The organism is Streptomyces sp. NPDC053542, from assembly GCF_044544685.1.
Classification (GTDB): domain Bacteria; phylum Actinomycetota; class Actinomycetes; order Streptomycetales; family Streptomycetaceae; genus Streptomyces.
In genome coordinates this window covers 633,633-658,617 of record NZ_JBITXL010000004.1, presented here as the reverse complement: position 1 = coordinate 658,617, position 24,985 = coordinate 633,633, and the positions used below count along the sequence as shown (strand labels likewise).

Below are 24,985 nucleotides of genomic sequence, written 5' to 3'. Positions count from 1 at the left end.
GACCGCGATGTGAACTGCGCCGAAAGTCGGGCGGAATCACGCAACCGTTCCGGCCCTTTGGAGGTCGTACTGGACATCGGCGCCCACGGGGGAGATCCGGGGGATGTTCGGGCGGCGATGAAAAGGGGGGAACCCGAGGGGGGAACGAGGGGCCCGGCGATACGCCGGGCCCCTCGAAATGTCCAGTCGGCATATCCGGCCTGTGGATAATCCGCAGGCCCGGCCGCCGGGTTGTCCACAGGCCCCCGGCGATGTCCGATCCCGGCGGTACCTTCGGTTCCATGCAGCGAACGCGCGGGGGAGGCCCGAACAATCCACCCGGCCAGGCCGTCGTCGAAGGCGTCCTGGAGCGGATCACGTACGCCAACGAGGACAACGGCTACACCGTCGCGCGCGTCGACACCGGACGCGGCGGCAATGACCTGCTCACGGTGGTCGGCGCGCTGCTCGGCGCCCAGCCGGGCGAGTCGCTGCGCATGGAGGGCCGCTGGGGCTCCCACCCCCAGTACGGCCGCCAGTTCACGGTCGAGAACTACCGCACGATCCTGCCCGCCACCGTGCAGGGCATCCGCCGCTATCTCGGCTCCGGCCTGATCAAGGGCATCGGTCCGCGGATGGCCGACCGGATCACCGAGCACTTCGGCACGGACACCCTGGAGGTCATCGAGAAGGAGCCGAAGCGCCTCATCGAAGTGCCGGGCCTCGGGCCGAAGCGGACGAAGATGATCGGCGCGGCCTGGGAGGAGCAGAAGGCCATCAAGGAGGTCATGGTCTTCCTCCAGGGCGTCGGCGTGTCCACCTCCATCGCGGTGCGGATCTACAAGAAGTACGGCGACGCGTCCATCTCCGTTGTACGGAATCAGCCCTACCGCCTCGCCGCCGACGTCTGGGGCATCGGCTTCCTGACCGCCGATCGCATCGCCCAGTCGGTGGGCATCCCGCACGACAGCCCGGACCGGGTGAAGGCCGGCCTGCAGTACGCGCTGTCCCAGTCCACCGACCAGGGGCACTGCTTCCTGCCCCAGGAGCAGCTCATCGCCGACTCCGTGAAGCTGCTTCAGGTGGACACGGGGCTGGTCATCGACTGCCTGGCGGAGCTGGCCGAAGACCCGGAGGGGGTGGTGCGGGAGACCGTGCCCGCGCCCGACGGCGGCGAGCCCGTCACGGCCGTGTACCTCGTCCCCTTCCACCGCGCCGAGCTGTCCCTGGCCGGGCGGCTGCGGCGGCTGCTGCGGGCCGGGGAGGACCGGATGCCGGCCTTCCACGACGTGCCGTGGGACAAGGCACTGGCGTGGCTCGCCGACCGTACGGGAGCGAAGCTGGCGCCCGAGCAGGAGGCGGCGGTGAAGCTGGCGCTGACCGAGAAGGTCGCGGTGCTCACCGGCGGCCCCGGCTGCGGCAAGTCCTTCACGGTCCGCTCGGTGGTGGAGCTGGCGCGCGCCAAGAAGGCGCGGGTGCTGCTGGCGGCGCCGACCGGGCGGGCCGCCAAGCGGCTGGCCGAGCTGACCGGCGCGGAGGCCGCCACCGTGCACCGGCTGCTGGAGCTCAAGCCCGGCGGGGACGCCGCGTACGACCAGGACCGGCCGCTGGACGCCGACCTCGTGGTGGTCGACGAGGCGTCGATGCTGGACCTCCTGCTCGCCAACAAGCTCATCAAGGCCGTGCCGCCGGGCGCGCACCTCCTCCTCGTGGGCGATGTGGACCAGCTGCCGTCCGTGGGCGCCGGGGAGGTGCTGCGCGACCTGCTCGCGGACGACAGCCCGGTCCCGGCGGTGCGGCTGACCAGGATCTTCCGGCAGGCGCAGCATTCGGGCGTGGTGACCAACGCGCACCGCATCAATGCCGGGACGCTGCCGATCACGACCGGGATGCCCGACTTCTTCCTCTTCCCGCAGGAGGACACCGAGGAGGCCGGGCGGCTGACGGTCGATGTAGCGGCCCGCCGGATCCCGGCGAAGTTCGGCCTCGATCCCCGGCGGGACGTGCAGGTGCTGGCGCCGATGCACCGCGGCCCGGCCGGCGCCGGCGCGCTGAACGGCCTGCTGCAGCAGGCGGTCACCCCGGCCCGCCCCGGTCTCCCGGAGCGTCGTTTCGGCGGCCGGGTTTTCCGCGTCGGCGACAAGGTCACCCAGATCCGGAACAACTACGAGAAGGGCCGCAACGGTGTCTTCAACGGCACGGTCGGGGTAGTCACGGACCTGAGCGTCGAGGACCAGCGGCTGACCGTGCTGACCGACGAGGACGAGGAGGTGCCGTACGACTTCGACGAGCTGGACGAGCTGGCGCACGCGTACGCCGTGACGATCCACCGTTCGCAGGGAAGTGAGTATCCGGCAGTGGTGATTCCCGTCACGACAGGGGCGTGGATGATGCTGCAGCGCAATCTTCTCTATACGGCAGTTACCCGGGCAAAGCGATTGGTGGTGCTGGTGGGGTCCCGCAAGGCTCTGGGCCAGGCGGTGCGGACGATATCGGCGGGTCGGAGGCATACCGCGCTGGATCACCGGCTTGGCGGCACGATGTGAGGTGTCACCCCTTTCCCCTTTGGGGCGAAGGGGCGCAAGATGGGCAGCTGGGCGGCACTGAGTGCCGTCTTAAGGCCCTATGGCCGACCCCGAGTGCACAGGCAAGGTCCAAATGGGGGAAGGTATAGGCAGTCAGGGCACCTCGAAGAAGAGGCACAACGTCGGTGAGGGATGACGTGAGCGACAACTCTGTAGTACTGCGTTACGGGGACGGCGAATACAGCTACCCGGTCGTCGACAGCAGCGTCGGCGACAAGGGCTTCGACATCTCGAAGCTGCGCGCACAGACCGGTCTGGTGACCCTGGATTCCGGTTACGGCAACACCGCTGCTTATAAATCCGCGATCACCTATCTCGATGGTGAAGCGGGCATTCTCCGGTACCGCGGCTACCCGATCGAGCAGCTCGCAGAGCGCAGCACGTTCATCGAGACCGCGTACCTGCTCATCAACGGCGAGCTGCCGACCGTTGACGAGCTGTCCTCCTTCAAGCAGGACATCACCTACCACACGCTGCTCCACGAGGACGTCAAGCGCTTCTACGACGGCTTCCCGCGGGACGCCCACCCGATGGCGATGCTGTCCTCGGTCGTCAGCGCGCTGTCCACCTTCTACCAGGACAGCCACAACCCGTTCGACGAGCAGCAGCGCTACCTCTCCAGCATCCGGCTGCTGGCCAAGCTGCCGACGATCGCGGCGTACGCGTACAAGAAGTCGGTCGGCCACCCGGTCGTCTACCCGAGCAACGACCTCGGGTACGTCGAGAACTTCCTGCGCATGACCTTCTCGGTGCCCGCCGCCGACTACGAGCTCGACCCGGTCGTCGTCAGCGCGCTGGACAAGCTGCTGATCCTGCACGCCGACCACGAGCAGAACTGCTCGACCTCGACCGTGCGCCTGGTCGGCTCCTCGCAGGCGAACCTCTTCGCCTCGATCTCGGCCGGCATCAACGCGCTGTGGGGCCCCCTGCACGGCGGTGCGAACCAGTCCGTGCTGGAGATGCTGGAAGGCATCCAGCGCGACGGCGGCGACGTCGACACCTTCATCCGCAAGGTGAAGAACAAGGAAGACGGCGTGAAGCTCATGGGCTTCGGGCACCGCGTCTACAAGAACTTCGACCCCCGGGCGAAGATCATCAAGGCGGCGGCGCACGACGTCCTCTCCGCGCTCGGCAAGTCCGACGAGCTGCTGGACATCGCCCTCAAGCTGGAGGAGCACGCGCTCTCCGACGACTACTTCGTCGAGCGCAAGCTCTACCCGAACGTGGACTTCTACACCGGCCTGATCTACCGGGCCATGGGCTTCCCGACCGAGATGTTCACCGTGCTCTTCGCGCTCGGCCGGCTCCCCGGCTGGATCGCCCAGTGGCACGAGATGATCAAGGAGCCGGGCTCCCGCATCGGCCGCCCGCGCCAGATCTACACCGGCGTGGTCGAGCGCGACTTCATCCCGGTCGAGCAGCGCTGACACCGGTCTTGCCGTCCGCCGGCCCGCGGTGCGGGCCGGCCAGGGCCCGCCGCAACGCGCCACGGGGTCGGCCAGGCCGGCTGTGCGTGCCGCGGGGCCGGTCAGGCTCCCCCGCGCGTGCCGCGAAAGCGGCTGAAAAACGGGCTGTAAAAAGCGGAAAGCGCCCCTCGCTCCAGATCCCCCCACGGGTCCGGAGCGGGGGGCGCTTCCCTTTCCCGGGTCGGATTCCCCCCACGGGATCCGTCCGGGCGTCCATTGAGGGCACCCTGCTCTACTGCGTTGCGCGAGCTGCCGGGACGCGCACGTACGGGAGGGCCGCTCAAAGCTCCCCGGGCACGTCGCCCCGGCCACGCGTACCGGACGAAGTCCCCCAAGACCGGTCCGGTTGTCGAGTACAAGCCCCGCCGGGGTGCTTGTACTGCACGGTTAGACTCACGACCCCCTCGAATGGTTACGTCCGAACCTCTGTGATCTGGGTCTCTTGCCATATCGGGCGAATACGGTCAAGGGTCCCTGTCAGGAGATCGGGGCCCCAGTGTATGGGTACGGTGCGGGTTGTGAGAACTGTGTGAAGGTCCCCAATCAGGTGAAGAACCCCACCCACTTACCGGGTGAAGAACGGGAACTCCCGGGGCCCTGCGCGCATCCCGGGAGCTTCGTTCCGGGCGCGGGCCCGGTCGGAGTCCGCCGCCCCGCAGAGTCTCCTACGTGAAGGACCGCAGCCGCAGGCTGTTCGTCACCACGAAGACCGACGAGAACGCCATCGCCGCCCCCGCGATCATCGGGTCGAGCAGCCCGGCCACCGCGAGCGGGATGGCCGCGACGTTGTAGCCGAACGCCCAGAACAGATTGCCCTTGATCGTTCCCAGGGTGCGCCGGGCGAGCCGGATGGCGTCGGCCGCGACCCGGAGGTCCCCGCGGACGAGGGTGAGGTCGGCGGCCTCGATGGCCGCGTCGGTACCCGTACCGATGGCCAGGCCCAGGTCGGCGCGGGCGAGCGCGGCGGCGTCGTTCACGCCGTCCCCGACCATCGCGACCGACCGGCCCCGCTCCTGCAGCTGCTGTACCACCGCGACCTTGTCCTCCGGCATGACCTCGGCGAAGACCTGGTCGGGGTCGATCCCGACCTCACGGGCGACGCTCGCCGCGACGGCCTTGTTGTCGCCGGTGAGCAGTACCGGGGTCAGCCCGAGCGACCGCAGCCGCGCGACCGCCTCCGTACTGCCGTCCTTCACGGTGTCGGCGACGGACAGTACGCCGCGTACGCGTCCGTCCCAGGCGACCAGGACGGCCGTACGGCCCGCGGCCTCGGCCTCGTCGCGGGCGCCGGCGAGCTCGGCGGGGAGCGCGGAACCCTCCGCGGTGGCCAGCAGGCGCTCGCGGCCCACGGCGACCTCGTGGCCGTCCACCGTGCCGCGTACGCCCAGGCCCGCCACGCTCTCGAAGCGATCGACCGCCGGAAGCTCCCCCACGCGCTTCTGTGCGCCCTCGGCGATCGCCCGGGCCACCGGGTGCTCCGAGGCGTGCTCCAGGGCGCCGGCGAGCCGCAGCAGGGTCTTCTCGTCCGTGTCCGCCGCCGGGACCGCCTCGTACAGACTCATCCGCCCGGTGGTGACCGTGCCGGTCTTGTCCAGGACGACGGTGTCGACCCGGCGCGTGGACTCCAGTACCTCCGGGCCCTTGATCAGGATGCCGAGCTGGGCGCCGCGGCCCGTGCCGACCATCAGCGCGGTCGGCGTGGCCAGCCCCAGCGCACACGGGCAGGCGATGATCAGGACGGCGACCGCGGCGGTGAATGCGGCGGTGGCGTCGCCGGTCACCAGCAGCCGTACGACGAGGGTGGCGAGGGCGATGACCAGTACCACCGGCACGAAGACGGCCGAGATCCGGTCCGCGAGCCGCTGCGCTTCGGCCTTGCCGCTCTGCGCGTCCTCCACGAGCTGCGCCATCCGCGCGAGCCGGGTGTCGGAGCCGATGCGGGTGGCCTCGACGACGAGCCGCCCCGCGGTGTTCACGGTCGCGCCGGTCACCGCGTCGCCCGGGGCCACGTCGACCGGTACGGACTCGCCGGTGAGCATCGAGGCGTCCACGGCCGAGGTGCCCTCGACGACCGTGCCGTCCGTCGCGATCTTCTCCCCGGGCCGTACGACGAACCGGTCGCCGACGGCCAGCCGGTCCACCGGGACGCGTACTTCGCGCCCCTCCCTCAGTACGGTCACGTCCTTGGCGCCCAGGTCCATCAGCGCGCGCAGCGCCGCGCCCGCCTTCCGCTTGGAGCGGGCCTCCAGATAGCGCCCGAGCAGCAGGAACGCGGTGACACCGGCCGCCGCCTCCAGGTAGATCGCGGACGAGCCGTCCCCGTGCCGGGCCGTCAGATCGAAGCCGTGCCGCATCCCCGGCATCCCGGCGTGCCCGAAGAACAGCGCCCACAGGGACCAGCCGAACGCGGCCAGCGTGCCGAGGGAGACCAGCGTGTCCATCGTGGCGGCGCCGTGCCGCAGATTCGTCCAGGCCGCGCGGTGGAAGGGGTACGCGCCCCAGACGACGACCGGCGCGGCCAGCGTCAGGCACAGCCACTGCCAGTTGTCGAACTGCAGCACGGGAATCATCGACAGGGCGACCACGGGCGCGGCGAGTACGGCCGAGACCGTCAGCCGCTGGCGCAGCGCCGCCAGGGCGCCGTCCGGCCTCTCCTGGGCTCCGGCGTCCTTCTCCTCGTGTGCGCCCGGCGCGGGGGCGGCCGGCTCCGGCTCGGGCTGCGGCTCGTGCGCCGTATACCCGGTCCGCTCCACCGTGGCGATCAGATCGGCGATCTCGACGCCCGGCTCATAGGCGACCCGCGCCTTCTCCGTCGCGTAATTGACGGTGGCGGTGACGCCCTCCATCCGGTTGAGCTTCTTCTCCACGCGCGCGGCGCACGAGGCGCAGGTCATGCCGCCGATGGCCAGCTCGACCTGCGCCTGCACGGCTGTGTCCGGCATGGGACTCAGGCCCGGCCCACGAGTTCGTAGCCGGCCTCGTCGACGGCGGCGCGCACGGCCTCCTCGTCGAGCGGGGTCTGCGAGACGACGGTGACGAGACCGGTCGCAGCGGTCGCCTCGACCGAGCTGACACCGGCGATCTCCGAGATCTCCTCCTTCACGGCGCCCTCACAGTGACCGCAGGTCATGCCGGTGACCTTGTAGGTGGTGGTGACGGGCTGGTCGGCCGGTGCGGACATGGGATTCTCCTAGTGCCGGGGTGACGGTTGGTGCTCCACGTTCCACTTTATACCCCTAGGGGGTATGAATGCACGGGTGTCCCGCACCGCCGCCGAAAAACCCACCCGAACCCTACGGAATTGGCCATGCCGCCGGGATGGGGTCAGCCTGGAAGGGCACAGGGAACGCCGGGCCGAGGGATCGGGGCCGCCGTGAACGCGCTCGCCATGTACGGACTGCTGGCGCTGACCACCGCGCCACCACTGGTGCCCAACTCCGCCCTGCTCGCCTGGGCCGGCGTCCTCGCCGCCCGCGGCACCCTCCCCCTCCCCCTGGTCCTCCTGACCGTCACGGGAAGCGCGGTCGCGGGGGACTTGATACTCCACGCGACGGCCCGGAGGTTCGGGGGGCCGGCGCGGCGCTGGCTGCAGCGGAATGAGAAGCGTCGCGCCATTCTGGAGCGCGCCTCGGCGCAGCTGGAGCGCCACGGGGTGCCGTTCGTGGCGGGGCTGCGTTTTCTCCCGGCTGGGCGGGTGGCCGGCGCACTCGCCACGGGTGTCGTGCGGTACCCCGTACGCCGGTACTTTTTCGGCAGCCTCATCGCGGAGTCCGTATGGGCGACCTACTCGGTCGGCATCGGATACCTGGGCCGCACGGCTGCCGGCGGCATGCTTCCCTCTCTGATCCTCGCGATCGGTGTATCGCTCACCGTGGCCGCGGCAGGTGCCCTTGTTCCCGTGCTGAGCGGTCGATACCGGGCACGGCGAAAGAAGGGGCGCGGCCAAGGAGCCGCACAGCGGGACACGCCGCGGCCGGACGGCTGCCGGCCGGGGGCGTCACTGCTCACACGCGGGGAATCCCGCCGTTGCCGGCGCACCCGAGACTCTGCGCCATCTTGAACGCCAGAGCCTGCAGGACCCTCAGGTTCCGCTCCCTCGGGTCCGCTTTGCGGGGCGTGGCTCCGTAGACGAGTTCCGCGTGAACGATGGAGCGGTCGTTTTCGCCGGTCGTCGAATCGGAAGATTTACAGTCGAAGAAAATATCCGCGTTCCCGTCGTCTCCGATCGCCCGCAGGCCGATCGGCAGCGTGGTGACACCGACCGCTTCGCTCTCGTCAGGCGGAAGCCGGTCGATGGTCTCGAAAAAAACGCTGATCTTCCGCACGGCGTTCTTTCCTGCCGGTTGTTGCGGCCGAATCTCGCAGAACAGGTACCGGGACTCTCCTGTAGCAGCCGAAGAAGTCTCCAACCCCCTCTTCAGTACACCTGGTACCGAGGAGTGGTTGATGTACTTGAATTCCTTTGTCTCGGTAATGTCCTCAAGCGATGACGCGGCCTCCGAGGGGACCCCTCCACACACCTTTCCGGCGGCGAGCCGGGCGTCCGGGCTCTTCTTGTCCGCCGTGTCACTGCTGCAGGAGGTGAGCGCCGTGGCGAGCGCAACAGTGCACAAGATAAACGTCTTGCGGAACATCAATCCTCACTTGCCGGAGCTCGGGGTGATGGCGGTGACGGCGTCGATGCCGTCATTGTATTTCCCTTCGACCGCCGCGGCCGAGAATACCGTGGATTTCCCTGCGGGGCGCCGGTATTTTGGAAATTTGCGCGTTCGGCTCTGAGTTCCGCGCCGGTCCTTGAGGTGCTGGGTACTCAGTCGAGTTCGCCCCAGGGAATCCCAGTTCCGTTGACGTTTCTGGCTATTTTCGATTCTCGAGCAACTACGCAGGCTTTCCTTCCACCGTCAGCGGAGCAGGTTCAGGGCCGCGGCTGTGGTGAGGAGGAGGGTGAGGTGGGTGAAGAGGGGTTGGTTGAGGTGGTGGATGCAGCGGCGGCCGAGGTGGGCGCCGAGGAGGAGGGCGGGGAGGAGGGCCGCGTCGAGCAGGAGGGTGTGCGGGGTGAGCAGGCCGAGGGCGGCGCTGAAGGGGAGCTTGAAGGCGTTCACCAGGAAGAAGAACCATGCCGCCGTGCCGAGGAAGCCGAGCATGCCGAGCCTTGAGGCGAGCAGGTAGAGGGACATCGCCGGGCCGCCCGCGTTGGCGACCATGGTGGCGAAGCCGGCGATGAGGCCGTAGAGGGGAGTACGGAGAGAGGCGTTGGGGGCGTTGGTGGGCGTGGGAAGCGGGGCCTGGGGCGGAGGGGTTCGGGGGCGGCGTTGGTAGAGGTGGTGGGCGGTGATGGTCAGGAGGAGGGCGCCGATGGTGCGGCGTATGAGGGTGTCGTCGGCGAGGGCGGTGAAGGCGACGCCCACGAGGACGCCCGCGGCGACGGAGGGGAAGAGACGGCGGAGCGTCGGGAGGTCGGCGTGGCGGCGGTAGGTCCGTACGGCGATGACGTCGCCGGCCAGGAGGAGGGGGAGCAGGGCGCCGGTGGACTCCTTGGCGGGGAGTACGGCGGCGAACAGGGCCACGCTGACGGCGGCCACGCCGCTGAGGGCGGTCTTGGAGAAGCCCGCCAGCAGCGCGGCCACCGCCAGGGTGAGCAGGGGGAGGAGTCCCAGGCCGAGCACGGTGACGAGGCGGCTCAGGCGCGTACGTCGGCGATCGCGACCGGCTCGCCGGTGCGGCGCGAGCGGTCGCACGCCTCCGCGATGTAGAGCGCTTCGAGGGCGTCGGCGGGCGGGCAGGGGTTCTCCGAGCGGCCCGCCGCGACCTCGGTGAAGGCGGTCAGCTCGGTGACGTACGCGTCGTGGAAGCGCTCCATGAAGGTCGCGTACGGGGTGGCGCGCTGCCAGGAGAGCCGGGCCTCGGCGGTGGGCAGCGGAGCCCGGTCGTCCAGGCCGACGACGCGGGCGCCCTTGGAGCCGCAGACCTCCAGGCGGACGTCGTGGCCGGCGCCGTTGTAGCGGGTGGCGGTGACGGTGGCGAGGGTGTCGTCGTCGAAGCGGAGCAGCGCGGCGCAGGTGTCCACGTCGTCGCCGGCGGCGAAGAAGGACTCGCCCTTGTTGGCGCCCTGGGCGTAGACGGAGACGACCTCGCGGCCGGTCAGCCAGCGCAGGATGTCGAAGTCGTGGATGGAGCAGTCGCGGAAGAGGCCGCCGGAGGTGGAGATGTACGCGGCGGGGGGCGGCGTCTGGTCGGAAGTACAGGCGCGGAGGGTGTGCAGCCAGCCCAGCTCGCCGGAGCGCAGGGCCTCGCGGGCGGCGTGGTAGCCCGCGTCGAAGCGGCGCTGGAAGCCGATCTGTACGGGGACGGGGCTGTGTGCGGCGCGCTCGACGACGGTGCGGGTGCCGGGGACGTCGAGTGCCACCGGCTTCTCGCAGAAGACCGGGACCCCGTGGTCCAGGGCCTGGTGGATGAGGGCGGCATGGGCGCTGGTGGCGGCGGTGATCACCACGCCGTCCAGGCCGTCCGCGTACATGTCCTCGAGGGTGGTGGCGGCCTGGAGGCCGAGCTTGTCCGCGAGTGCGCGGGCGCGCGCGGCGTCCACGTCGGCGACGACGATCTCCGTGACGCCGGGGACGGACTTGAGGGTCTCGGCGTGGAACGCGCCGATGCGGCCGGTGCCGATGAGTCCGAGCTTCATTGCTGCGACTCCTTGAAAGGGAGGGAGGGCGAGGGCGGGTGCGAGTGAGGCGAGACCGGGAGTGGGTTTGGAACGGTCCAATCGATGTCCACGCACCCTGCATGTCCTGACATACTCGTGTCAACCCTTGAGAGTCGCCGTTTGTTGACGGCACCTCATCGCCGGTGGAAGGATTTCCGGCCATGGAACGGTCCAATGCCGCGGCGCGGCCCGGTGCGACGCAGCCGCCCACGATCCGCAGCGTTGCCGAGCGCGCCGGTGTCTCCAAGTCGCTGGTCTCGCTCGTGCTGCGGGGCTCGCCGCAGGTCAGCGACGCCAAGCGGGCCGCCGTGCTGGAAGCGGTGAAGGAGCTGGACTACCGGCCCAACGCCGCGGCGCGCAGCCTCGTGGCGCGGCGTACGCACACCGTCGGCGTGCTCCTCAACGACATGCGCAACCCCTGGTTCGTCGAGCTGCTGGACGGCCTGAACTCCGTACTGCACGCGCACGGCCTCCGGATGCTGATGGCCGACGGCCGGCTCAACCGGCACACGGGGGAGGACTTCACCCGTACGTTCGCCGAGCTGCGCGTGGACGGCCTGGTCGCGGTGGGCACGCTGCCGGACACCGGCGCGCTCGCGGAGGCCGCAGGGCGGCTGCCGACCGTCGTCGCCGGCACCCACGACCCGGAACTGCCCCGGGTGGACACCGTCGCCAACGACGACGAGCGCGGCGCCCGGCTCGCCACCGAGCACCTCATCGGCCTCGGCCACCGCCGGATCGCGCACATCATGGGCCAGGGCAGCGTCGGAGAGCTGCGACGGCGCGGCTACGAGGCGGCGATGCGCGCACACGGGCTGGACGACGGGGTGCTGATGGCGCCCAGCGACGCGACCGAGGAAGGCGGTTACCGCGCGGCCGTGCGGCTGCTCGGCGGTAGGCGTGGCGTCCAACGCCCCACCGCCGTCTTCGCGTTCAATGACATCGCGGCCGTCGGCGTGCTCTCCGCGGCGCAGGAGCTGGGCCTGGACGTGCCCCGTGACCTCTCCCTCATCGGCTGCGACAACACCTATCTCGCGCGGATCCGGCACCTGTGGCTGACGACCGTGAACAACGCCAGTCACGAGGTGGGGCGGCGGGCCGCGCGGTGCCTCCTGGACCGGATGGAACGCCCGGACCGCCCCGCCGAACGGCAGCTCGTGGAGCCGACCTTGGAGGTCCGGGGAACGGCAGCGGCCCCGCACTGAAATGGCCACCCACTGAAACGGCTCCCCAACGCCCCACCGAAACGCCCCCCACTGAAACGGCCCCGCACCGGACGATGCGGGGCCTGGGGGAAGGCCGGCGGCTGCTCAGTCCTCGCGTTCGCGCCGGCCCCGGTGGCCCGGGCGCTTGGTCACCCATTCCCGTACGGTGTCGGCGAACCAGTACGGCTTGCCGCCCTCCACGAGGTCGGGTGGTGGCAGCAGTCCGTGCTTGCGGTAGGAGCGCACGGTGTCCGGCTGGACCCGGATGTGTGCGGCGATCTCCTTGTACGACCAGAGCCTCCGGTCGGTCATGTTCTGCGCACCTCCCTCGGCCGCACGCAGGGCGGCTCCAAGAGAGCCCGCGGGGGAACTGCGTACGGCGTGGCGATCACTCACCCTGTGCCCGGTGCAACGAGGTCCTTGAGCAGCAGGGGCAGGCTGTTGACGGTCTGTGACCGAAGACCCGCGTAATGGTGACGACAGTGACGTGACCCGGACGGCTGTTTCCGTACGGAGAAGGGCCGGGCGATCGCCTCGCCCGGCCCTTCTCGCCCAGCAACAAGCCTGGTCATGCCCCCGCCGAGGCCGCCTTGCGCAGCTCGTGCTCCAGGTCCTCCAGGGCCATGCCCTTGGTCTCCGGCGCGTACCGCTTGCAGAAGACCAGCGAGAGCACGCACGCGACGCCGAACAGCCAGAACGTGATGGCGGCGCCGGCCGCGTCCAGCAGCACCGGGAAGAGCAGCGCCACCCCGAAGTTGACGAGCCACATCACGAACACCGCCGCGCCCATGGCCAGTCCCCGCACCTTCAGGGGGAACATTTCGGCGAGCAGCAGCCACACCCCGGTGTTCAGCGTGGCCTGCATGAACGCCATGTAGACCACCATCAGGGCGAGCACGAGGTAGCTGACCCCGGTGGACCGGGGCAGGTGGAAGGACGCGCCGAGCAGGGCCAGGGAGACGGCCATCCCCGTCAGGCCCCGGATCAGCATCGGGCGGCGGCCGACCTTGTCGATCAGTGACATGCCGGTCGCGGTGGCGAGCACGGAGACCGCGCCGACCGCGATGGTCGCGGTGATCGCGGCGTTCGTGCCCAGCCCCGTGGTCAGCAGGATCTTCGGTGCGAAGTAGATGACCGCGTTGACGCCGGTGATCTGCTGGACGATCGACAGGCCGATGCCGACCAGGAGGAGGCGGCGCACCCAGGGGGTACGCAGTTCCTGCCAGGCGCCGCGCTGGGCGTCCGTCTCCAGGGCGCGGGCCTGTTCGATCCGGGCCAGCTCGTCGTCCACTTCACCGGCCGGCAGGGTGCGCCGCAGGACGGCGCCCGCTTCTTCCGTACGCCCCTTGCTCATGTACCAGCGGGGGGTGTCCGGCAGGAAGAACAGGCCGATGAAGAGGGCGACGGCGGGCAGCGCGGCGAGGCCGAGCATCCAGCGCCACGCCTCCCATTGGGCGAGCACCGCGTTGATGAGGTACGCCAGCAGCTGACCGCTGACGATCATCAGGGAGTTGAAGGAGACCAGCCGCCCCCGTATGTGCGGCGGGGCGATCTCCGACAGGTACAGCGGGGTGATGACGGAGGCGCTGCCCACGGCGAGCCCGAGGACGAAGCGCGCCACCACCATGAAGGCCACCGAGGGCGCGAGCGCGACGGCTGTCGCACCCCCGATGAACACCGCGCCCGCCCACAGCAGGGAGTTGCGGCGGCCGAGCCGGTCGGACATGCGGCCGCCGGCCAGCGAGCCGAAGGCCGCGCCGATCAGCAGGGCGCTGGTGATGACGCCTTCCCCGAGGGAGGTGAGGCCGAAGTGTTCCTCCATGAAGGGCAGGGCGCCGGAGACGACTCCGGTGTCGTAGCCGAACAGGGCGCCGCCGATGGCGGCTATGGCAGCGATGCCGACGATGAAGCGCTGGGCCTTCTTGCCGGCCGTGCGGAGGTTCTCGGGGCTCTCCTCGCGCACGGCGGTGTCCGGTCTGGTCGGGGCGGTCATGGTCAGCCCCAGTACCGGTTGACGTACTCGCCGATCGTCTTCCGCATGAAGCGTGAGGACTCCTTCGCCCGCTCCTCCCAGGCGAAGACCGAGGAGACCAGCGTGCCGTCGAACCCGTTGGCGGCCAGCTCCCGGAAGAGCTCGTCGAAGTCGACCTCGCCCTGGCCCATGTCGAGGTGCTGGTGGATGCGTACCGTCGAACCGGGCGGGTTGACGATGTAGCGCAGCCCGGAGGAGCCGGTGTGGTCGAAGGAGTCGGCCAGGTGGACGGCGGTGGTCAGGCCGCCCGCGTGCTTCAGGATGCCCGGCGCGTCGTTGCCCTGGTGGAAGGTGTGCGGCGCGCAGTACAAGAAGGACACCAGCGGGCTGTTGATGCCGCGGATCATGTCGACGGCGGCGTGGCCGTCCTCGATGAAGTCGTCCGGGTGCGGTTCCAGGGCGAGCGTGATGCCCTCCCGCTCGAAGACCGGCAGCAGCTCCTCCAGGGAGCGCCAGAACTGCCCCTCGCTGCGGTCGGCCTTCTCGGGGCGGCCGTTGAACTCCGAGTTCATCGCGGAGACGCCGAGGTCGGCGGTGATCCGGATGGCCCGCTTCCAGTACCGGACGGCGGCCTGGCGCTCGTCCTCGTCCGGCGAGGACCACTTGTACAGCGGGAGGACCGAGGAGATGCCGACACCCGCCGCGGTCAGCTCCTTGCGGAACTTCTGTACGGTGCCGTCGTCCACGCGCGGGTGCAGGAAGAAGGGGTTGAAGTCCGCGCGCGGTGACAGCTCGATCCACTCGAAGCCCAGCTCGGCGACGAGGCCGGGGAGTTCGAGCAGCGGGACGTTCCGGAACATGTACGGGTCAAGGGCGATCTTCACGGGAGGGGCAGCCTTTCGAAGTACAGGGGGAGTCCGGGACCCGGAGTGCTAGCGGTACAGGGCCGGGCGCTCGGCGAGCTCCACGGTGACGCGTTCGCCGGTCTCCTGGGCGCGCACGCCGGCCTCGCAGACGGCCGCCGCGGCGTAGCCGTCCCAGGTGCTCGGGCCCTCGGCCTCGCCGCGGCGAGTGGCGTCCACCCAGCGCTGGACCTGGAGGTCGTAGGCGTCGGCGAAGCGGTCCTCGAAGCCGGGGTCGATGGCGCCGCCCCAGCCGTTCGCGGTGTTGGCGACGACGCCGTGGTTGTCGCCGATGCGGGCGGTGCCGTCGGTGCAGACGGCCTCGCACATCACCTGGTAGCCGAAGCCGCAGTTGACGAACAACTCGGTGTCGACGAGCCGGCCGGAAGCGGTCTCGAAGAGGATGAGCTGCGGGTCGCTCAGGCCCTCGGGGGCCTTGCCGGTGGACTTCGGGAAGAGCACGCGGACGGCGGTGATCTCGTCGTCCAGCAGCCAGCGGGTGACGTCGATCTCGTGCACGGCCGAGTCGTTGATCATCATGGCGTTGGTGAAGCCGGGCGGGCAGGCGGGGTTGCGGTGCTTGTTGTGCAGCATCAGCGGCTGCCCGTAGGCGCCCTGGTCCAGCTGCGCCTTGAGCTTCATGTAGTCGGCGTCGTAGCGGCGCATGAAGCCGACCTGTACGCGGCGGTGGCCGAGCTTCTCCTCGGCCCGCAGGACACGGAGCGCGGACTCGGCATCCGGGGTGAGCGGCTTCTCGCACAGCACCGGAAGGTCGCGCTCGAACGCGGCGAGCAGCGTGGTCTCGTGGGCCGGGCCGGGGGAGGCGATCAGTACCCCGTCGACCGCCGGGTCGTCCATCGCGGCGGCCGGGTCGGTGTACGGGGTGCAGCCCTCGATGCCGTCGGCGATGGCCTTCACCCGGGCGGCGTCGATGTCCACCACGGCGGCGACCCGCGCGCCGCTGATGACGTCGTTGATGCGGCGTACATGGTCCGAGCCCATCCGGCCGGTGCCGATGACCGCGACCCCGAGCGTTCCGTGCTGCGTCATGGTTCGTGCTCCTCGTCTTTCGTGCGGGTCTTTCGTGCGGGGTGGGGAGTTGGGCGGTGTTACGCGCCGCAGGAGCGCAGGAAGCGGCGGGTGCGCTCGGCGATCGGGTACGGCTGGGTGGGCGGGCAGGGGTACATGTCCTGCTCGACGATGGCGAACAGGTCCACGTCCAGGGCCTGCGCGGCCTCCAGGACGGGCGGCAGGGCCGGCACGCCGAGCGGCGGCTCGCACATCACGCCCTGCTTCACGGCGGGCCCGAAGGGGGTGCCGTTGGCCTGTACGTCGGCCAGGATGTCGGGGTCGACCTGCTTGAGGTGGAGGTAGCCGATCCGCTCGCCGTAGGTCTTGATCAGCTTGACGCTGTCGCCGCCGCAGTAGGCGTAGTGGCCGGTGTCCAGGCAGAGGTTGACCAGCGAGGAGTCGGTGCCGTCGAGGAAGCGCTCGACGTGCTCCTCGGTGTCGATGTGGGTGTCGGCGTGCGGGTGCACGACGATGTCCAGGCCGAACTCGTCGCGTACCTGCTTCGCCAGCCGCTCCATGCCGCCGGTGAGGTGCTTCCACTGCTCGGTGGTCAGCTCGCTCGGCTCGATGAGCTCGGCGGTCTTGTCGTCGCGCCAGAAGGACGGGATCACGACGAGGTGCCCCGCGTCCATCGCCTTGGTCAGCGTGGCGACCTCGCTGACGTGCTGCCAGGTCGCGTCCCAGTTCTCGGGGCCGCGGTGCATCGAGGTGAAGATCGTGCCGGCCGACACCTTCAGGTCACGCTTGGCGATCTCGCCGTGGAGTACGGCAGGGTCGGTGGGGAGGTAGCCGTAAGGCCCCAGTTCGATCCACTCGTAACCGGCCTCGCTGACCTCGTCCAGGAAGCGTTCCCAGGGGACCTGCTGGTCGTCCTCGGGGAACCAGACGCCCCAGGAATCGGGTGCCGATCCGACGCGGAGCCGGTCCAGGCGGGGGACGTTCGCGCTGGGTACGGGCATGGTGCGGCTCTCCTCTCACCGGTCGGCGATGACCGGGAAGGGACGGGATGGGGGTTGTGGTCGCTCAGCCTTCATCGGCCTGCCGAGCCTGTCAAGACTTCGTCCTGACATAAGGACTTAAGGACTTTGTAACCCGGGGTGACTCGGTCATCATCCCATCGTTGACGTCAGAATGTAAGGACAAACTGTTGACAGGGTATGAGTCGCCCCGTTAGACCTGTGGTCGGAGCCGACCTGGCCGGAGCCGACAGCGGGCACCGGCGGAATCGAAGGGGCGCACATGACCGAGCCGACCGACACCGGCCGCTTTGAACTGATCACCATGGGCCGCATCGGAGTGGACATCTATCCGCTGCAGACCGGCGTCTCGCTGGCCGAGGTGGAGACGTTCGGGAAGTTCCTGGGCGGCTCGGCCACCAACGTCGCGGTCGCCGCGGCGCGGCAGGGCCGCCGCACGGCCGTGATCAGCCGTACCGGTGCCGACCCCTTCGGCACGTACATCCACAACGCGCTCCGCGAGTTCGGCGTGGACGACCGCTGGGTGACCCCCGTCGCGCAGTACCCGACCCCGGTCACCTTCTGCGAGATCTTCCCGCCGGACGATTTCCCGCTGTACTTCTACCGCCGCCCCAAGGCCCCTGACCTGGTCATCCGACCGGAGGAGCTGGACCAGGACGCGATCCGGGCCGCCCAGGTCTTCTGGATCACCGGCACCGGCCTGTGCGAGGAGCCCAGCCGCTCCGCGACGCTCGCCGCCCTGGAGGCGCGCGGCAAGTCCGGCACCACCGTCTTCGACCTGGACTGGCGGCCGATGTTCTGGGGCGGCCAGGGCGGCGCTTCCGGGGACGGCGGCGAGACCGGCCCGCAGGCGATGGCCAACGCCCGTCCGTACTACGAAGCGGCGCTGGCCCATGCCACCGTCGCGGTCGGCAACGTCGACGAGGCGGAGGTCGCCACCGGCCTGCGCGACCCGAAGGCGTGCGCCCAGGCGCTGCTGGACATGGGCGTCGAGCTGGCCGTCATCAAACAGGGCCCCAAGGGCGTGCTCGCCGTGCACCGCGACGGCCGCACCGCCGAGGTCCCGCCCATCCCGGTCGAGGTCGTCAACGGCCTCGGCGCGGGCGACTCCTTCGGCGGCGCCCTCGTGCACGGCCTGCTCTCCGGCTGGGAGCTGGAGCCGATGATGCGGTACGCCAACGCCGCCGGCGCCATCGTCGCAGCCCGTCTGGCCTGCTCCTCGGCCATGCCGACCGCCACGGAGGTCGAAGCGTTCCTCGCGGAGCGCTGAGACCACCGCCGCACACCGCCCGCGTGGACATCGCGGGCGCTCAAGAAGGTGAGTTACGCCTTGACCACACCGCTCTCCGACCTCGTGCGGCTGCGGGCCCGGCACCCGGAAGCCGTCGCGGAAGCCGCGGCCCGCCGTACCCGCCGCCCCCTCATCGGCGACAGCGGCCGGCTGATGATCGTCGCCGCCGACCATCCCGCGCGCGGCGCGCTGGCCGTCGGTGACCACAAGCTGGCCATGGCGGACCGCTTCGACCTGCTGGAACGGCTCTCGCTCGCGCTGTCCCGGCCCGGCGTGGACGGCGTCCTCGGCACCGCCGACATCCTGGAGGACCTGCTCCTCATGGGGGCGCTGGAGAACAAGGTCGTGATGGGCTCGATGAACCGCGGCGGCCTCGCCGGCGCGTCCTTCGAGATGGACGACCGCTTCACCGGCCACCGCCCGCAGGACATCGCCCGGCTCCGCTTCGACTGCGGCAAGCTGCTGCTGCGCATCGACTACGACGACGCCGGGTCGCTGGACACCATGGAGTCCACGGCGCGCGCCATCGACGCCATGGCCGAGCGGGAACTGCCGCTCTTCGTCGAGCCGTTCATCTCCCGCCGGGTCGACGGCAAGGTGCGGAACGACCTGAGCGCCGAGGCGGTGACCAAGTCCGTCGCCATCGCCTCCGGGCTCGGCGGCACCTCCGCGTACACCTGGCTCAAGCTGCCGGTCACCGAGGACCCCGAGGACATGGCGCAGGTCTGCGCGACCTCCACGCTGCCGACGGTGCTGCTCGGTGGCGACATCTCGGCCACCGACCAGGACGCGACGTACGAGAAGTGGCGCAAGGCCCTGCACCTGCCGACCGTGCAGGGACTGGTCGCCGGACGCTCGCTGCTCTACCCGGTCGACGGGGACGTGGCGGGGGCTGTGGATACCGCCGTCAGCCTTCTGTGACCGCGTTGGCGCGGAAGTTGTCCACAGGGTCCTGTCACCGTCAGTGTTCAGTAGGAGACTTGACGTCATGAACGCCGAATCCACCTTCCACCGTCCGGCGGGTACCGCCGCCGACGGCCCGTACGCCCTCGACATCCATCCCAAGAACGCCGGCTGGGGATACTCCTCCCTCCGCGTGCTCGAGCTCCCGCCCGGCGGTCACCACTCCTTTGCCACCGGCGAGAGCGAGTGGATCGTGCTGCCGCTCTCCGGCGGCTGCACGGTGGCGGTCGACTCCGGCGAGGAGTTCGCGCTGACCGGTCGGGACAGCGTGTTCAGCGGCGTCACGGACTTCGCGTACGTCCCGCGCGACGCGCATGTGGGCATCGCCGGCGAGTCCGGCGGCCGCTTCGCGCTCACCGGCGCCCGCTGTTCAAAGCGCCTCCCCGCGCGGTACGGCCCGGCCTCGTCCGTCCCCGTGGAGCTGCGCGGCAGGGGCAACTGCTCGCGCCAGGTCAACAACTTCGGCGCGGCGGGTGTTTTCGAGTGCGACAAGCTCATCGCCGTCGAGGTGATCACGCCGGGCGGCAACTGGTCCTCGTATCCGCCGCACAAGCACGACGAGTGCCGGCCGGGCGAGGAGTCCGAGCTGGAGGAGATCTACTACTTCGAGATCGCCGAGGCGAACGGCAGGCCCGGCCTCGGGTACCAGCGCGTGAGCCCCTCCGGACACGGACAGAACACCGACGTGCTCGCCGAGGTCCGCGGCGGCGACGCCGTCCTCATCCCCGACGGCTGGCACGGCCCGTCCATCGCCGCGCCCGGCCACGACATGTACTACCTCAACGTCATGGCGGGCCCCGGCGAGGCCCGCGAATGGCTGATCTGCGACCACCCGGACCACGGCTGGATCCGCGGTACGTGGCCCGAGCAGCCCGTCGACCCCCGCCTCCCCCTCTACAGCGCACCCGCAGGAGAAGCCCGATGACCGCCCCGACGACGCGCCGCCTCACGGTCGCGCAGGCCCTGGTCGAATTCCTCGCGCACCAGTACACCGAGCGGGACGGCGTACGGCACCGTCTCATCGCCGCGACCTGGGGCATCTTCGGACACGGCAACGTCGCCGGGCTCGGCCAGGCGCTGCTGGAGTCGCAGCCCGCGGGATACGAGCGGGGAGCCGCCCCCGAGCCGGCGGGAATGCCCTACCTCCAGGGCCGCAACGAGCAGGCCATGGTGCACGCCGCCGTGGGGTACGCCCGTCAGTCCGACCGGCTCTCCGCGCAGGCCGTCACGACCTCCATCGGCCCCGGCGCCACCAACCTCGTCACCGGCGCGGCCTTGGCCACGGTGAACCGCCTTCCGGTGCTGCTGCTGCCAGGGGACACCTTCGCCACCCGCCCGGCCGAGCCTGTGCTCCAGCAGCTCGAAGTCCCGTACGCGGGCGATGTCTCGGTCAATGACGCGCTGCGCCCGGTCTCCCGTTACTTCGACCGGGTCACCCGTCCCGAGGCGCTGATCCCGGCGGCCCTCCAGGCCATGCGGGTGCTCGCCGATCCGGTCGAGACCGGTGCGGTCACCCTGGCGCTGCCGCAGGACGTGCAGGCCGAGGCGTTCGACTGGCCCGAGGAGTTCTTCGCCGACCGCGTCTGGCACGTCACCCGGCCGCAGCCGGACGCCGGCGCGCTCGCCGAGGCCGTGCACGCCATCCGCTCCGCCGAGCGCCCGCTGCTGATCGCGGGCGGCGGCGTCCACCACGCCGAGGCCGAGGAGGCGCTGCGCGCCTTCGCCGAGGCCACCGGCATCCCGGTCGCCTCCACCCAGGCCGGCAAGGGCTCGCTGCGGTACGACCACCCCGCGGACGTGGGCGGCATCGGGCACACCGGCACCGCGACCGCGGACGCGCTGGCCCGCGAGGCGGACCTGATCATCGGCGTCGGCACCCGCTACACCGACTTCACCACCGCCTCCGCGACGCTCTTCGCCCGCCCCGGCGTGCGCTTCGTCAACCTCAACATCGCCTCGTTCGACTCCCACAAGCTCGGCGCGCTCTCCGTGATCGCCGACGCCCGGGCGGGCCTGGAGGCGCTGACCCGCGAGCTCGGCGGGCACCGGGTGGAGCGGGCGTACGAGGAGGCGTACGGCGCGGCCAAGGCCGAGTGGGAGCGGCTGGTGGACACCGCGTACCTGACCGGGCCCGAGGACGCGCGGCCCAGCCAGACGCAGGTGCTCGGGCTGCTGGACGCGACCGTCGGCGACGACGACGTGATCATCAATGCGGCCGGCTCGCTCCCCGGTGACCTGCACAAACTCTGGCGCGCCCGGTCCCGCCGCCAGTACCACCTGGAGTACGGCTACTCCTGCATGGGATACGAGATCCCGGCCGCGATCGGCGTCCGGATGGCCGCGCCGGACCGCCCGGTGTGGTCGCTGGTCGGCGACGGCACGTATCTGATGATGCCCACCGAGATCGTCACGGCGGTCCAGGAAGGCATCAACATCAACGTGGTCCTCCTCCAGAACCACGGCTACGCCTCCATCGGCGGCCTCTCCGAGGAGACCGGCGCCGAGCGCTTCGGCACGGCGTACCGCTTCCGCGCCAAGGACGGCACGTACACCGGCGAGCCGCTCCCCGTCGACCTGGCGGCGAACGCCGCCTCGCTGGGCATGGACGTGATCCGCGCCGCGACCGTGGCCGAGCTGCGCTCCGCGCTCGCCGCGGCCCGCGCCTCGGACCGCCCCACATGTGTCTATGTCGAGACCGAAACGGCTGACACTGTGCCGGGCGCGCCCGCGGCCCAAGCCTGGTGGGATGTTCCCGTTGCCGAGACCGCGACGCGCGAGGCGGCGCTGCTCGCCCGCGAGGAGTACGACCGCCAGGCGGCCGGACGCCGCCGCCACCTCTGACCCTCCCCGCTTTCGTCCCCAGAAAGGCCCCGCACATGAAGACCCTCAGCCACTGGATCGGCGGCAAGCCCGTCGAGGGCACCTCCGGCAACTTCGGTCCGGTCTACAACCCCGCCACCGGCGCCCAGGAGAAGCAGGTCCCCTTCGCCTCGGTCGACGAGGTCGACACCGCGGTAGCCGCCGCCAAGGAGGCGTTCCGGAGCTGGGGCACCAGCTCGCTCGCCAAGCGCACGGCGATCCTGTTCAAGTACCGCGAGCTGGTCGACGCGCACCGCGAGGAGATCGCGCGGCTGATCACCGCCGAGCACGGCAAGGTGCACTCCGACGCGCTCGGCGAGGTGGCCCGCGGCCTGGAGATCGTCGAGCTGGCCTGCGGCATCTCCGAGAAGCTCAAGGGCGAGCTGTCCACCCAGGTCTCCACCCGGGTGGACGTCTCCTCGATCCGCCAGTCGCTGGGCGTCGTCGCGGGCATCACGCCCTTCAACTTCCCCGCGATGGTGCCGATGTGGATGTTCCCCATCGCCATCGCCTGCGGCAACACCTTCGTGCTCAAGCCCAGCGAGAAGGTGCCCTCGGCGGCCTTCAAGCTGGCCGAGCTGGCGGCCGAGGCGGGCCTGCCGGACGGCGTGCTGAACGTCGTCAACGGTGACAAGACCGCCGTGGACCGCATCCTCGCGCACCCCGACATCGCGGCGGTCTCCTTCGTCGGCTCCACCCCGATCGCCAAGTACATCCACACCACCGGCACCGCCAACGGCAAGCGCGTGCAGGCGCTGGGCGGCGCGAAGAACCACATGCTGGTCCTGCCGGACGCCGACCTGGAGCTGGCCGCGGACTCCGCGATCAACGCCGCGTACGGCTCGGCGGGCGAGCGCTGCATGGCGATCTCCGTCGTCGTCGCCGTCGGCGACACCGCCGACCCGCTGATCGAGAAGATCAAGGAGCGGGCCGCCGCGCTGCGCATCGGCCCCGGTGACGACCCGGCCTCGGAGATGGGCCCGCTGATCACCAAGGTGCACCGCGACAAGGTCGCCTCGTACGTGACCGGTGCGGCCGCCCAGGGCGCGACCGTCGCGATCGACGGCACGGGCTTCACGGTCGAGGGCCACGAGGACGGCCACTGGATCGGCGTCTCGCTGCTGGACAACGTCACGCCCGAGATGGACTGCTACCGCGACGAGATCTTCGGCCCGGTGCTCTCCGTCGTCCGTGTCGGCACGTACGACGAGGCCATCGCCCTGATGAACAACTCGCCGTGGGGCAACGGCACGGCCATCTTCACCCGGGACGGCGGCGCGGCCCGCCGTTTCCAGCTGGAGGTCGAGGCCGGCATGGTCGGCGTGAACGTGCCGATCCCGGTGCCGGTGGGCTACCACTCCTTCGGCGGCTGGAAGGACTCGCTCTTCGGCGACCACCACATCTACGGCAACGACGGCGTGCACTTCTACACCCGCGGCAAGGTCGTCACCACCCGCTGGCCCGACCCCTCCGACGGCGGCATCAACCTGGGCTTCCCGAGCCACAGCTGACGTCCCGTCACAGCCGACGGCCCCCGCCGGTACGGACCGGTGGGGACCGGTGGGGACCGGTGGGGACCGTCGGCGCCGCCCGGACCCGCGCGGCCGGACACCGGCGCTCACGGCTCCCGGATCTCCGCCAGATACGCCGCCGCCGCCTCCGGGTCGGTGAGCCAGTGGCGGAAGTCGGCCGGGTCGGCGTAGCCGTTGACGAAGCGGTGGGCGATGGCCGGGCAGCGGGCGGCGGCCGCCAGCAGACGCTGTACGTGCTCCGGGGGCGGCTGGAGCATGGTGTTGGTGAACTCCGTGGCGTACTGCGCGTGGTCCCAGAAGGTCTCGAAGGTGCGCTCCATCCAGGCCCGGTCGAAGGGGGCCGTGCCACGCTCCTTGATGGCGCGGAGGTAGCGGGCCGCGCAGCGGGCCGCGTTGTTCGAACCCTGGCCGGTGACCGGGTCGTTGACGACGACGGTGTCCGCCATGCCCAGCACGTACCGGCCGGTCGAGACCTCGACCACGGGGCGCCGCACGGTCGGCGTGACCGCGCCGTACAGCGTGCAGCGCGCGTCCGTCGGCTCCGCGCCGCGGCACAGCTCGTACTCCGCGGGCGCGTACCGCCGCAGCAGTTCCAGCGTGCGCGCGAGGCAGGCGGCCGGTCCCGGCCGGTCCTGCCAGCAGTCGTACGGGCCGCCCGGCACCCCTTCGAAGAACACGATGTCGCACAGGCCGCCCGTGGTGAGCGCGGGGATCACGAACATCTCCCCGGCCTCGGGCGTGAGGTTGGAGCGGGCGTGCGGCGCCGGGTACTCCGGGCGGTGCCCGACGCCGTGCAGGTAGATGGCGGCCAGGGAGCGCTGCGGCCGGTCGTAGGGGGAGCGCGCGCGGTCCCGGGGGAAGAGCCGGGCGAGCTCGCCGCGGCCCGCGGCCACCAGGGTCAGATCGTGCGAGGCGGCCAGCGCGGCCAGCCGTCTGCCGTCGGCGGCGCCGTACTCCACGCGGCCGCCCCGCGCTTCGTACAGGTCGAGCCAGTCGGCCATCTTCACCCGCTGGTCGACGGATTGCGCCTCCTCGTCGAAGCGGCCGGTGAACCGCAGCGTGGGCCGGCCCGGCGGATCCCAGACCGTGGCCTGCAGCGCGGTGATGCCGGGGGCCTTGCCGTCCCAGGCGTTCAGGCCCGCCGCACGTTCGAGGCCGAGCGCCGGGCCGAACATGATCTGGGTGGACATCACCCGCCCGGCGCGGATCTGCTCCGGCGTGCGGTCCGAGACCACGGTGACGTCGTAGCCCGCGGCGAGCAGTCCGTGGGCCAGCTGCAGTCCGGCCTGCCCTGCCCCGACGATGGCGATGGAACGCATGCCGCCTCCCCCCGCGGCCCGGATGCGGCACCGGACCCCTCTTTCAGTTGTACTTGCGGGGCGCGCGCGGTGTACAGATCCGTTACGGTGCGGGCGCTGTCCGCGCGCACGAGGCCGTGGCACACGGCAGTACACAACAGTAAAGAGAAGAAAGACGGGGG

The 24,985-nt window shown here is 70.7% G+C and carries 20 protein-coding genes; 9 read left to right on the top strand and 11 right to left on the bottom strand.

Going from position 1 to position 24,985, the window contains the following annotated elements:
- Positions 1-281: 281 nt before the first annotated feature.
- Both ACIGXO_RS14560 and ACIGXO_RS14555 read left to right on the top strand, forming a co-directional pair.
- Positions 282-2,525 carry an ATP-dependent RecD-like DNA helicase gene (locus tag ACIGXO_RS14560; protein WP_399785380.1) on the top strand — a complete coding sequence of 748 codons (2,244 nt, stop codon included), beginning with the start codon at positions 282-284 and terminating at the stop codon, positions 2,523-2,525.
- Positions 2,526-2,701: 176 nt separating this feature from the next.
- Complete coding sequence (locus ACIGXO_RS14555) at positions 2,702-3,991, top strand: citrate synthase (RefSeq protein WP_399785377.1); 1,290 nt, start codon at positions 2,702-2,704, stop codon at positions 3,989-3,991.
- 704 nt (positions 3,992-4,695) lie between these two features.
- Here the strand turns inward: ACIGXO_RS14555 and ACIGXO_RS14550 are convergent.
- Together ACIGXO_RS14550 and ACIGXO_RS14545 are read right to left on the bottom strand one after the other, a co-directional pair.
- The gene (locus ACIGXO_RS14550; RefSeq protein ID WP_399785374.1) at positions 4,696-6,972 is read right to left on the bottom strand and encodes a heavy metal translocating P-type ATPase; all 2,277 of its coding nucleotides are present in this window, start codon (positions 6,970-6,972) and stop codon (positions 4,696-4,698) included.
- A 5-nt stretch (positions 6,973-6,977) separates the two neighbouring features.
- Positions 6,978-7,211: a heavy-metal-associated domain-containing protein gene (locus ACIGXO_RS14545; RefSeq protein ID WP_399785371.1), complete on the bottom strand. Its 234-nt coding sequence runs from the start codon at positions 7,209-7,211 to the stop codon at positions 6,978-6,980.
- Positions 7,212-7,337: 126 nt separating this feature from the next.
- Here ACIGXO_RS14545 and ACIGXO_RS14540 point away from each other — a divergent pair, with 126 nt between their 5' ends.
- Positions 7,338-8,090 carry a DedA family protein gene (locus tag ACIGXO_RS14540; protein ID WP_399785679.1) on the top strand — a complete coding sequence of 251 codons (753 nt, stop codon included), beginning with the start codon at positions 7,338-7,340 and terminating at the stop codon, positions 8,088-8,090.
- Here the strand turns inward: ACIGXO_RS14540 and ACIGXO_RS14535 are convergent.
- From ACIGXO_RS14535 to ACIGXO_RS14525, 3 genes are all read right to left on the bottom strand, one after another.
- The gene (locus tag ACIGXO_RS14535) at positions 8,035-8,664 is read right to left on the bottom strand and encodes a hypothetical protein (protein WP_399785368.1); all 630 of its coding nucleotides are present in this window, start codon (positions 8,662-8,664) and stop codon (positions 8,035-8,037) included. The genes ACIGXO_RS14540 and ACIGXO_RS14535 overlap by 56 nt on opposite strands.
- A 267-nt stretch (positions 8,665-8,931) precedes the next feature.
- Positions 8,932-9,696, bottom strand: a complete 765-nt coding sequence (locus ACIGXO_RS14530; RefSeq protein WP_399785365.1) for a TSUP family transporter — start codon at positions 9,694-9,696, stop codon at positions 8,932-8,934.
- Between the two features lie 14 nt (positions 9,697-9,710).
- Positions 9,711-10,793, bottom strand: coding sequence for a Gfo/Idh/MocA family oxidoreductase (locus ACIGXO_RS14525; RefSeq protein WP_399785362.1), 1,083 nt, complete (start codon positions 10,791-10,793; stop codon positions 9,711-9,713).
- A 101-nt stretch (positions 10,794-10,894) separates the two neighbouring features.
- Between ACIGXO_RS14525 and ACIGXO_RS14520 the strand changes: the two genes are divergently transcribed.
- Entirely contained in the window at positions 10,895-11,938 is a 1,044-nt protein-coding gene (locus ACIGXO_RS14520) for a LacI family DNA-binding transcriptional regulator (RefSeq protein ID WP_399785359.1), read from the top strand.
- A 105-nt stretch (positions 11,939-12,043) separates the two neighbouring features.
- On the opposite strand, the gene ACIGXO_RS14515 is transcribed toward ACIGXO_RS14520, so the two are convergent.
- The 5 genes from ACIGXO_RS14515 to ACIGXO_RS14495 form a co-directional block, all read right to left on the bottom strand.
- Positions 12,044-12,250 carry a helix-turn-helix transcriptional regulator gene (locus ACIGXO_RS14515; protein WP_399785356.1) on the bottom strand — a complete coding sequence of 69 codons (207 nt, stop codon included), beginning with the start codon at positions 12,248-12,250 and terminating at the stop codon, positions 12,044-12,046.
- A gap of 256 nt (positions 12,251-12,506) precedes the next feature.
- Positions 12,507-13,931, bottom strand: coding sequence for a sugar porter family MFS transporter (locus tag ACIGXO_RS14510; RefSeq protein ID WP_399785352.1), 1,425 nt, complete (start codon positions 13,929-13,931; stop codon positions 12,507-12,509).
- 2 nt (positions 13,932-13,933) lie between these two features.
- Positions 13,934-14,794: a sugar phosphate isomerase/epimerase family protein gene (locus tag ACIGXO_RS14505; RefSeq protein WP_399785350.1), complete on the bottom strand. Its 861-nt coding sequence runs from the start codon at positions 14,792-14,794 to the stop codon at positions 13,934-13,936.
- 48 nt (positions 14,795-14,842) lie between these two features.
- A complete protein-coding gene (locus ACIGXO_RS14500; protein ID WP_399785347.1) occupies positions 14,843-15,862 on the bottom strand; it encodes a Gfo/Idh/MocA family protein in 1,020 nt (339 codons plus the stop codon).
- Between the two features lie 59 nt (positions 15,863-15,921).
- Positions 15,922-16,842: a sugar phosphate isomerase/epimerase family protein gene (locus ACIGXO_RS14495; protein WP_399785344.1), complete on the bottom strand. Its 921-nt coding sequence runs from the start codon at positions 16,840-16,842 to the stop codon at positions 15,922-15,924.
- A 280-nt stretch (positions 16,843-17,122) separates the two neighbouring features.
- Between ACIGXO_RS14495 and iolC the strand changes: the two genes are divergently transcribed.
- The 5 genes from iolC (at position 17,123) to ACIGXO_RS14470 (ending at position 23,484) form a co-directional block, all read left to right on the top strand.
- The gene (gene iolC, locus ACIGXO_RS14490; protein WP_399785341.1) at positions 17,123-18,130 is read left to right on the top strand and encodes a 5-dehydro-2-deoxygluconokinase; all 1,008 of its coding nucleotides are present in this window, start codon (positions 17,123-17,125) and stop codon (positions 18,128-18,130) included.
- 60 nt (positions 18,131-18,190) lie between these two features.
- The gene (locus ACIGXO_RS14485) at positions 18,191-19,072 is read left to right on the top strand and encodes a deoxyribose-phosphate aldolase (RefSeq protein ID WP_399785338.1); all 882 of its coding nucleotides are present in this window, start codon (positions 18,191-18,193) and stop codon (positions 19,070-19,072) included.
- Positions 19,073-19,139: 67 nt separating this feature from the next.
- Positions 19,140-20,039 (top strand): 5-deoxy-glucuronate isomerase, encoded by a 900-nt coding sequence (gene iolB / locus ACIGXO_RS14480; RefSeq protein WP_399785336.1) that lies wholly within the window; start codon positions 19,140-19,142, stop codon positions 20,037-20,039.
- Complete coding sequence (gene iolD / locus ACIGXO_RS14475) at positions 20,036-21,955, top strand: 3D-(3,5/4)-trihydroxycyclohexane-1,2-dione acylhydrolase (decyclizing) (RefSeq protein WP_399785333.1); 1,920 nt, start codon at positions 20,036-20,038, stop codon at positions 21,953-21,955. The genes iolB and iolD overlap by 4 nt, the downstream gene beginning before the upstream one ends.
- 35 nt (positions 21,956-21,990) lie before the next feature.
- Entirely contained in the window at positions 21,991-23,484 is a 1,494-nt protein-coding gene (locus ACIGXO_RS14470) for a CoA-acylating methylmalonate-semialdehyde dehydrogenase (RefSeq protein ID WP_399785331.1), read from the top strand.
- Between the two features lie 107 nt (positions 23,485-23,591).
- Here ACIGXO_RS14470 and ACIGXO_RS14465 read toward each other — a convergent pair whose 3' ends face one another.
- Positions 23,592-24,824, bottom strand: a complete 1,233-nt coding sequence (locus tag ACIGXO_RS14465; RefSeq protein WP_399785328.1) for a styrene monooxygenase/indole monooxygenase family protein — start codon at positions 24,822-24,824, stop codon at positions 23,592-23,594.
- Positions 24,825-24,985 lie beyond the last annotated feature (161 nt).

Coding starts and splice junctions, on each gene's coding strand:
- ACIGXO_RS14465 (WP_399785328.1), bottom strand. CDS start 24,824: ATGCGTTCCATCGCCATCGTCGGGGCAGGGCAGGCCGGACTGCAGCTG.
- iolD (WP_399785333.1), top strand. CDS start 20,036: ATGACCGCCCCGACGACGCGCCGCCTCACGGTCGCGCAGGCCCTGGTC.
- ACIGXO_RS14520 (WP_399785359.1), top strand. CDS start 10,895: ATGGAACGGTCCAATGCCGCGGCGCGGCCCGGTGCGACGCAGCCGCCC.
- ACIGXO_RS14500 (WP_399785347.1), bottom strand. CDS start 15,862: ATGACGCAGCACGGAACGCTCGGGGTCGCGGTCATCGGCACCGGCCGG.
- ACIGXO_RS14550 (WP_399785374.1), bottom strand. CDS start 6,972: ATGCCGGACACAGCCGTGCAGGCGCAGGTCGAGCTGGCCATCGGCGGC.
- ACIGXO_RS14495 (WP_399785344.1), bottom strand. CDS start 16,842: ATGCCCGTACCCAGCGCGAACGTCCCCCGCCTGGACCGGCTCCGCGTC.
- ACIGXO_RS14535 (WP_399785368.1), bottom strand. CDS start 8,664: ATGTTCCGCAAGACGTTTATCTTGTGCACTGTTGCGCTCGCCACGGCG.
- ACIGXO_RS14510 (WP_399785352.1), bottom strand. CDS start 13,931: ATGACCGCCCCGACCAGACCGGACACCGCCGTGCGCGAGGAGAGCCCC.
- ACIGXO_RS14560 (WP_399785380.1), top strand. CDS start 282: ATGCAGCGAACGCGCGGGGGAGGCCCGAACAATCCACCCGGCCAGGCC.
- iolC (WP_399785341.1), top strand. CDS start 17,123: ATGACCGAGCCGACCGACACCGGCCGCTTTGAACTGATCACCATGGGC.
- ACIGXO_RS14515 (WP_399785356.1), bottom strand. CDS start 12,250: ATGACCGACCGGAGGCTCTGGTCGTACAAGGAGATCGCCGCACACATC.
- iolB (WP_399785336.1), top strand. CDS start 19,140: ATGAACGCCGAATCCACCTTCCACCGTCCGGCGGGTACCGCCGCCGAC.
- ACIGXO_RS14470 (WP_399785331.1), top strand. CDS start 21,991: ATGAAGACCCTCAGCCACTGGATCGGCGGCAAGCCCGTCGAGGGCACC.
- ACIGXO_RS14545 (WP_399785371.1), bottom strand. CDS start 7,211: ATGTCCGCACCGGCCGACCAGCCCGTCACCACCACCTACAAGGTCACC.
- ACIGXO_RS14540 (WP_399785679.1), top strand. CDS start 7,338: ATGCCGCCGGGATGGGGTCAGCCTGGAAGGGCACAGGGAACGCCGGGC.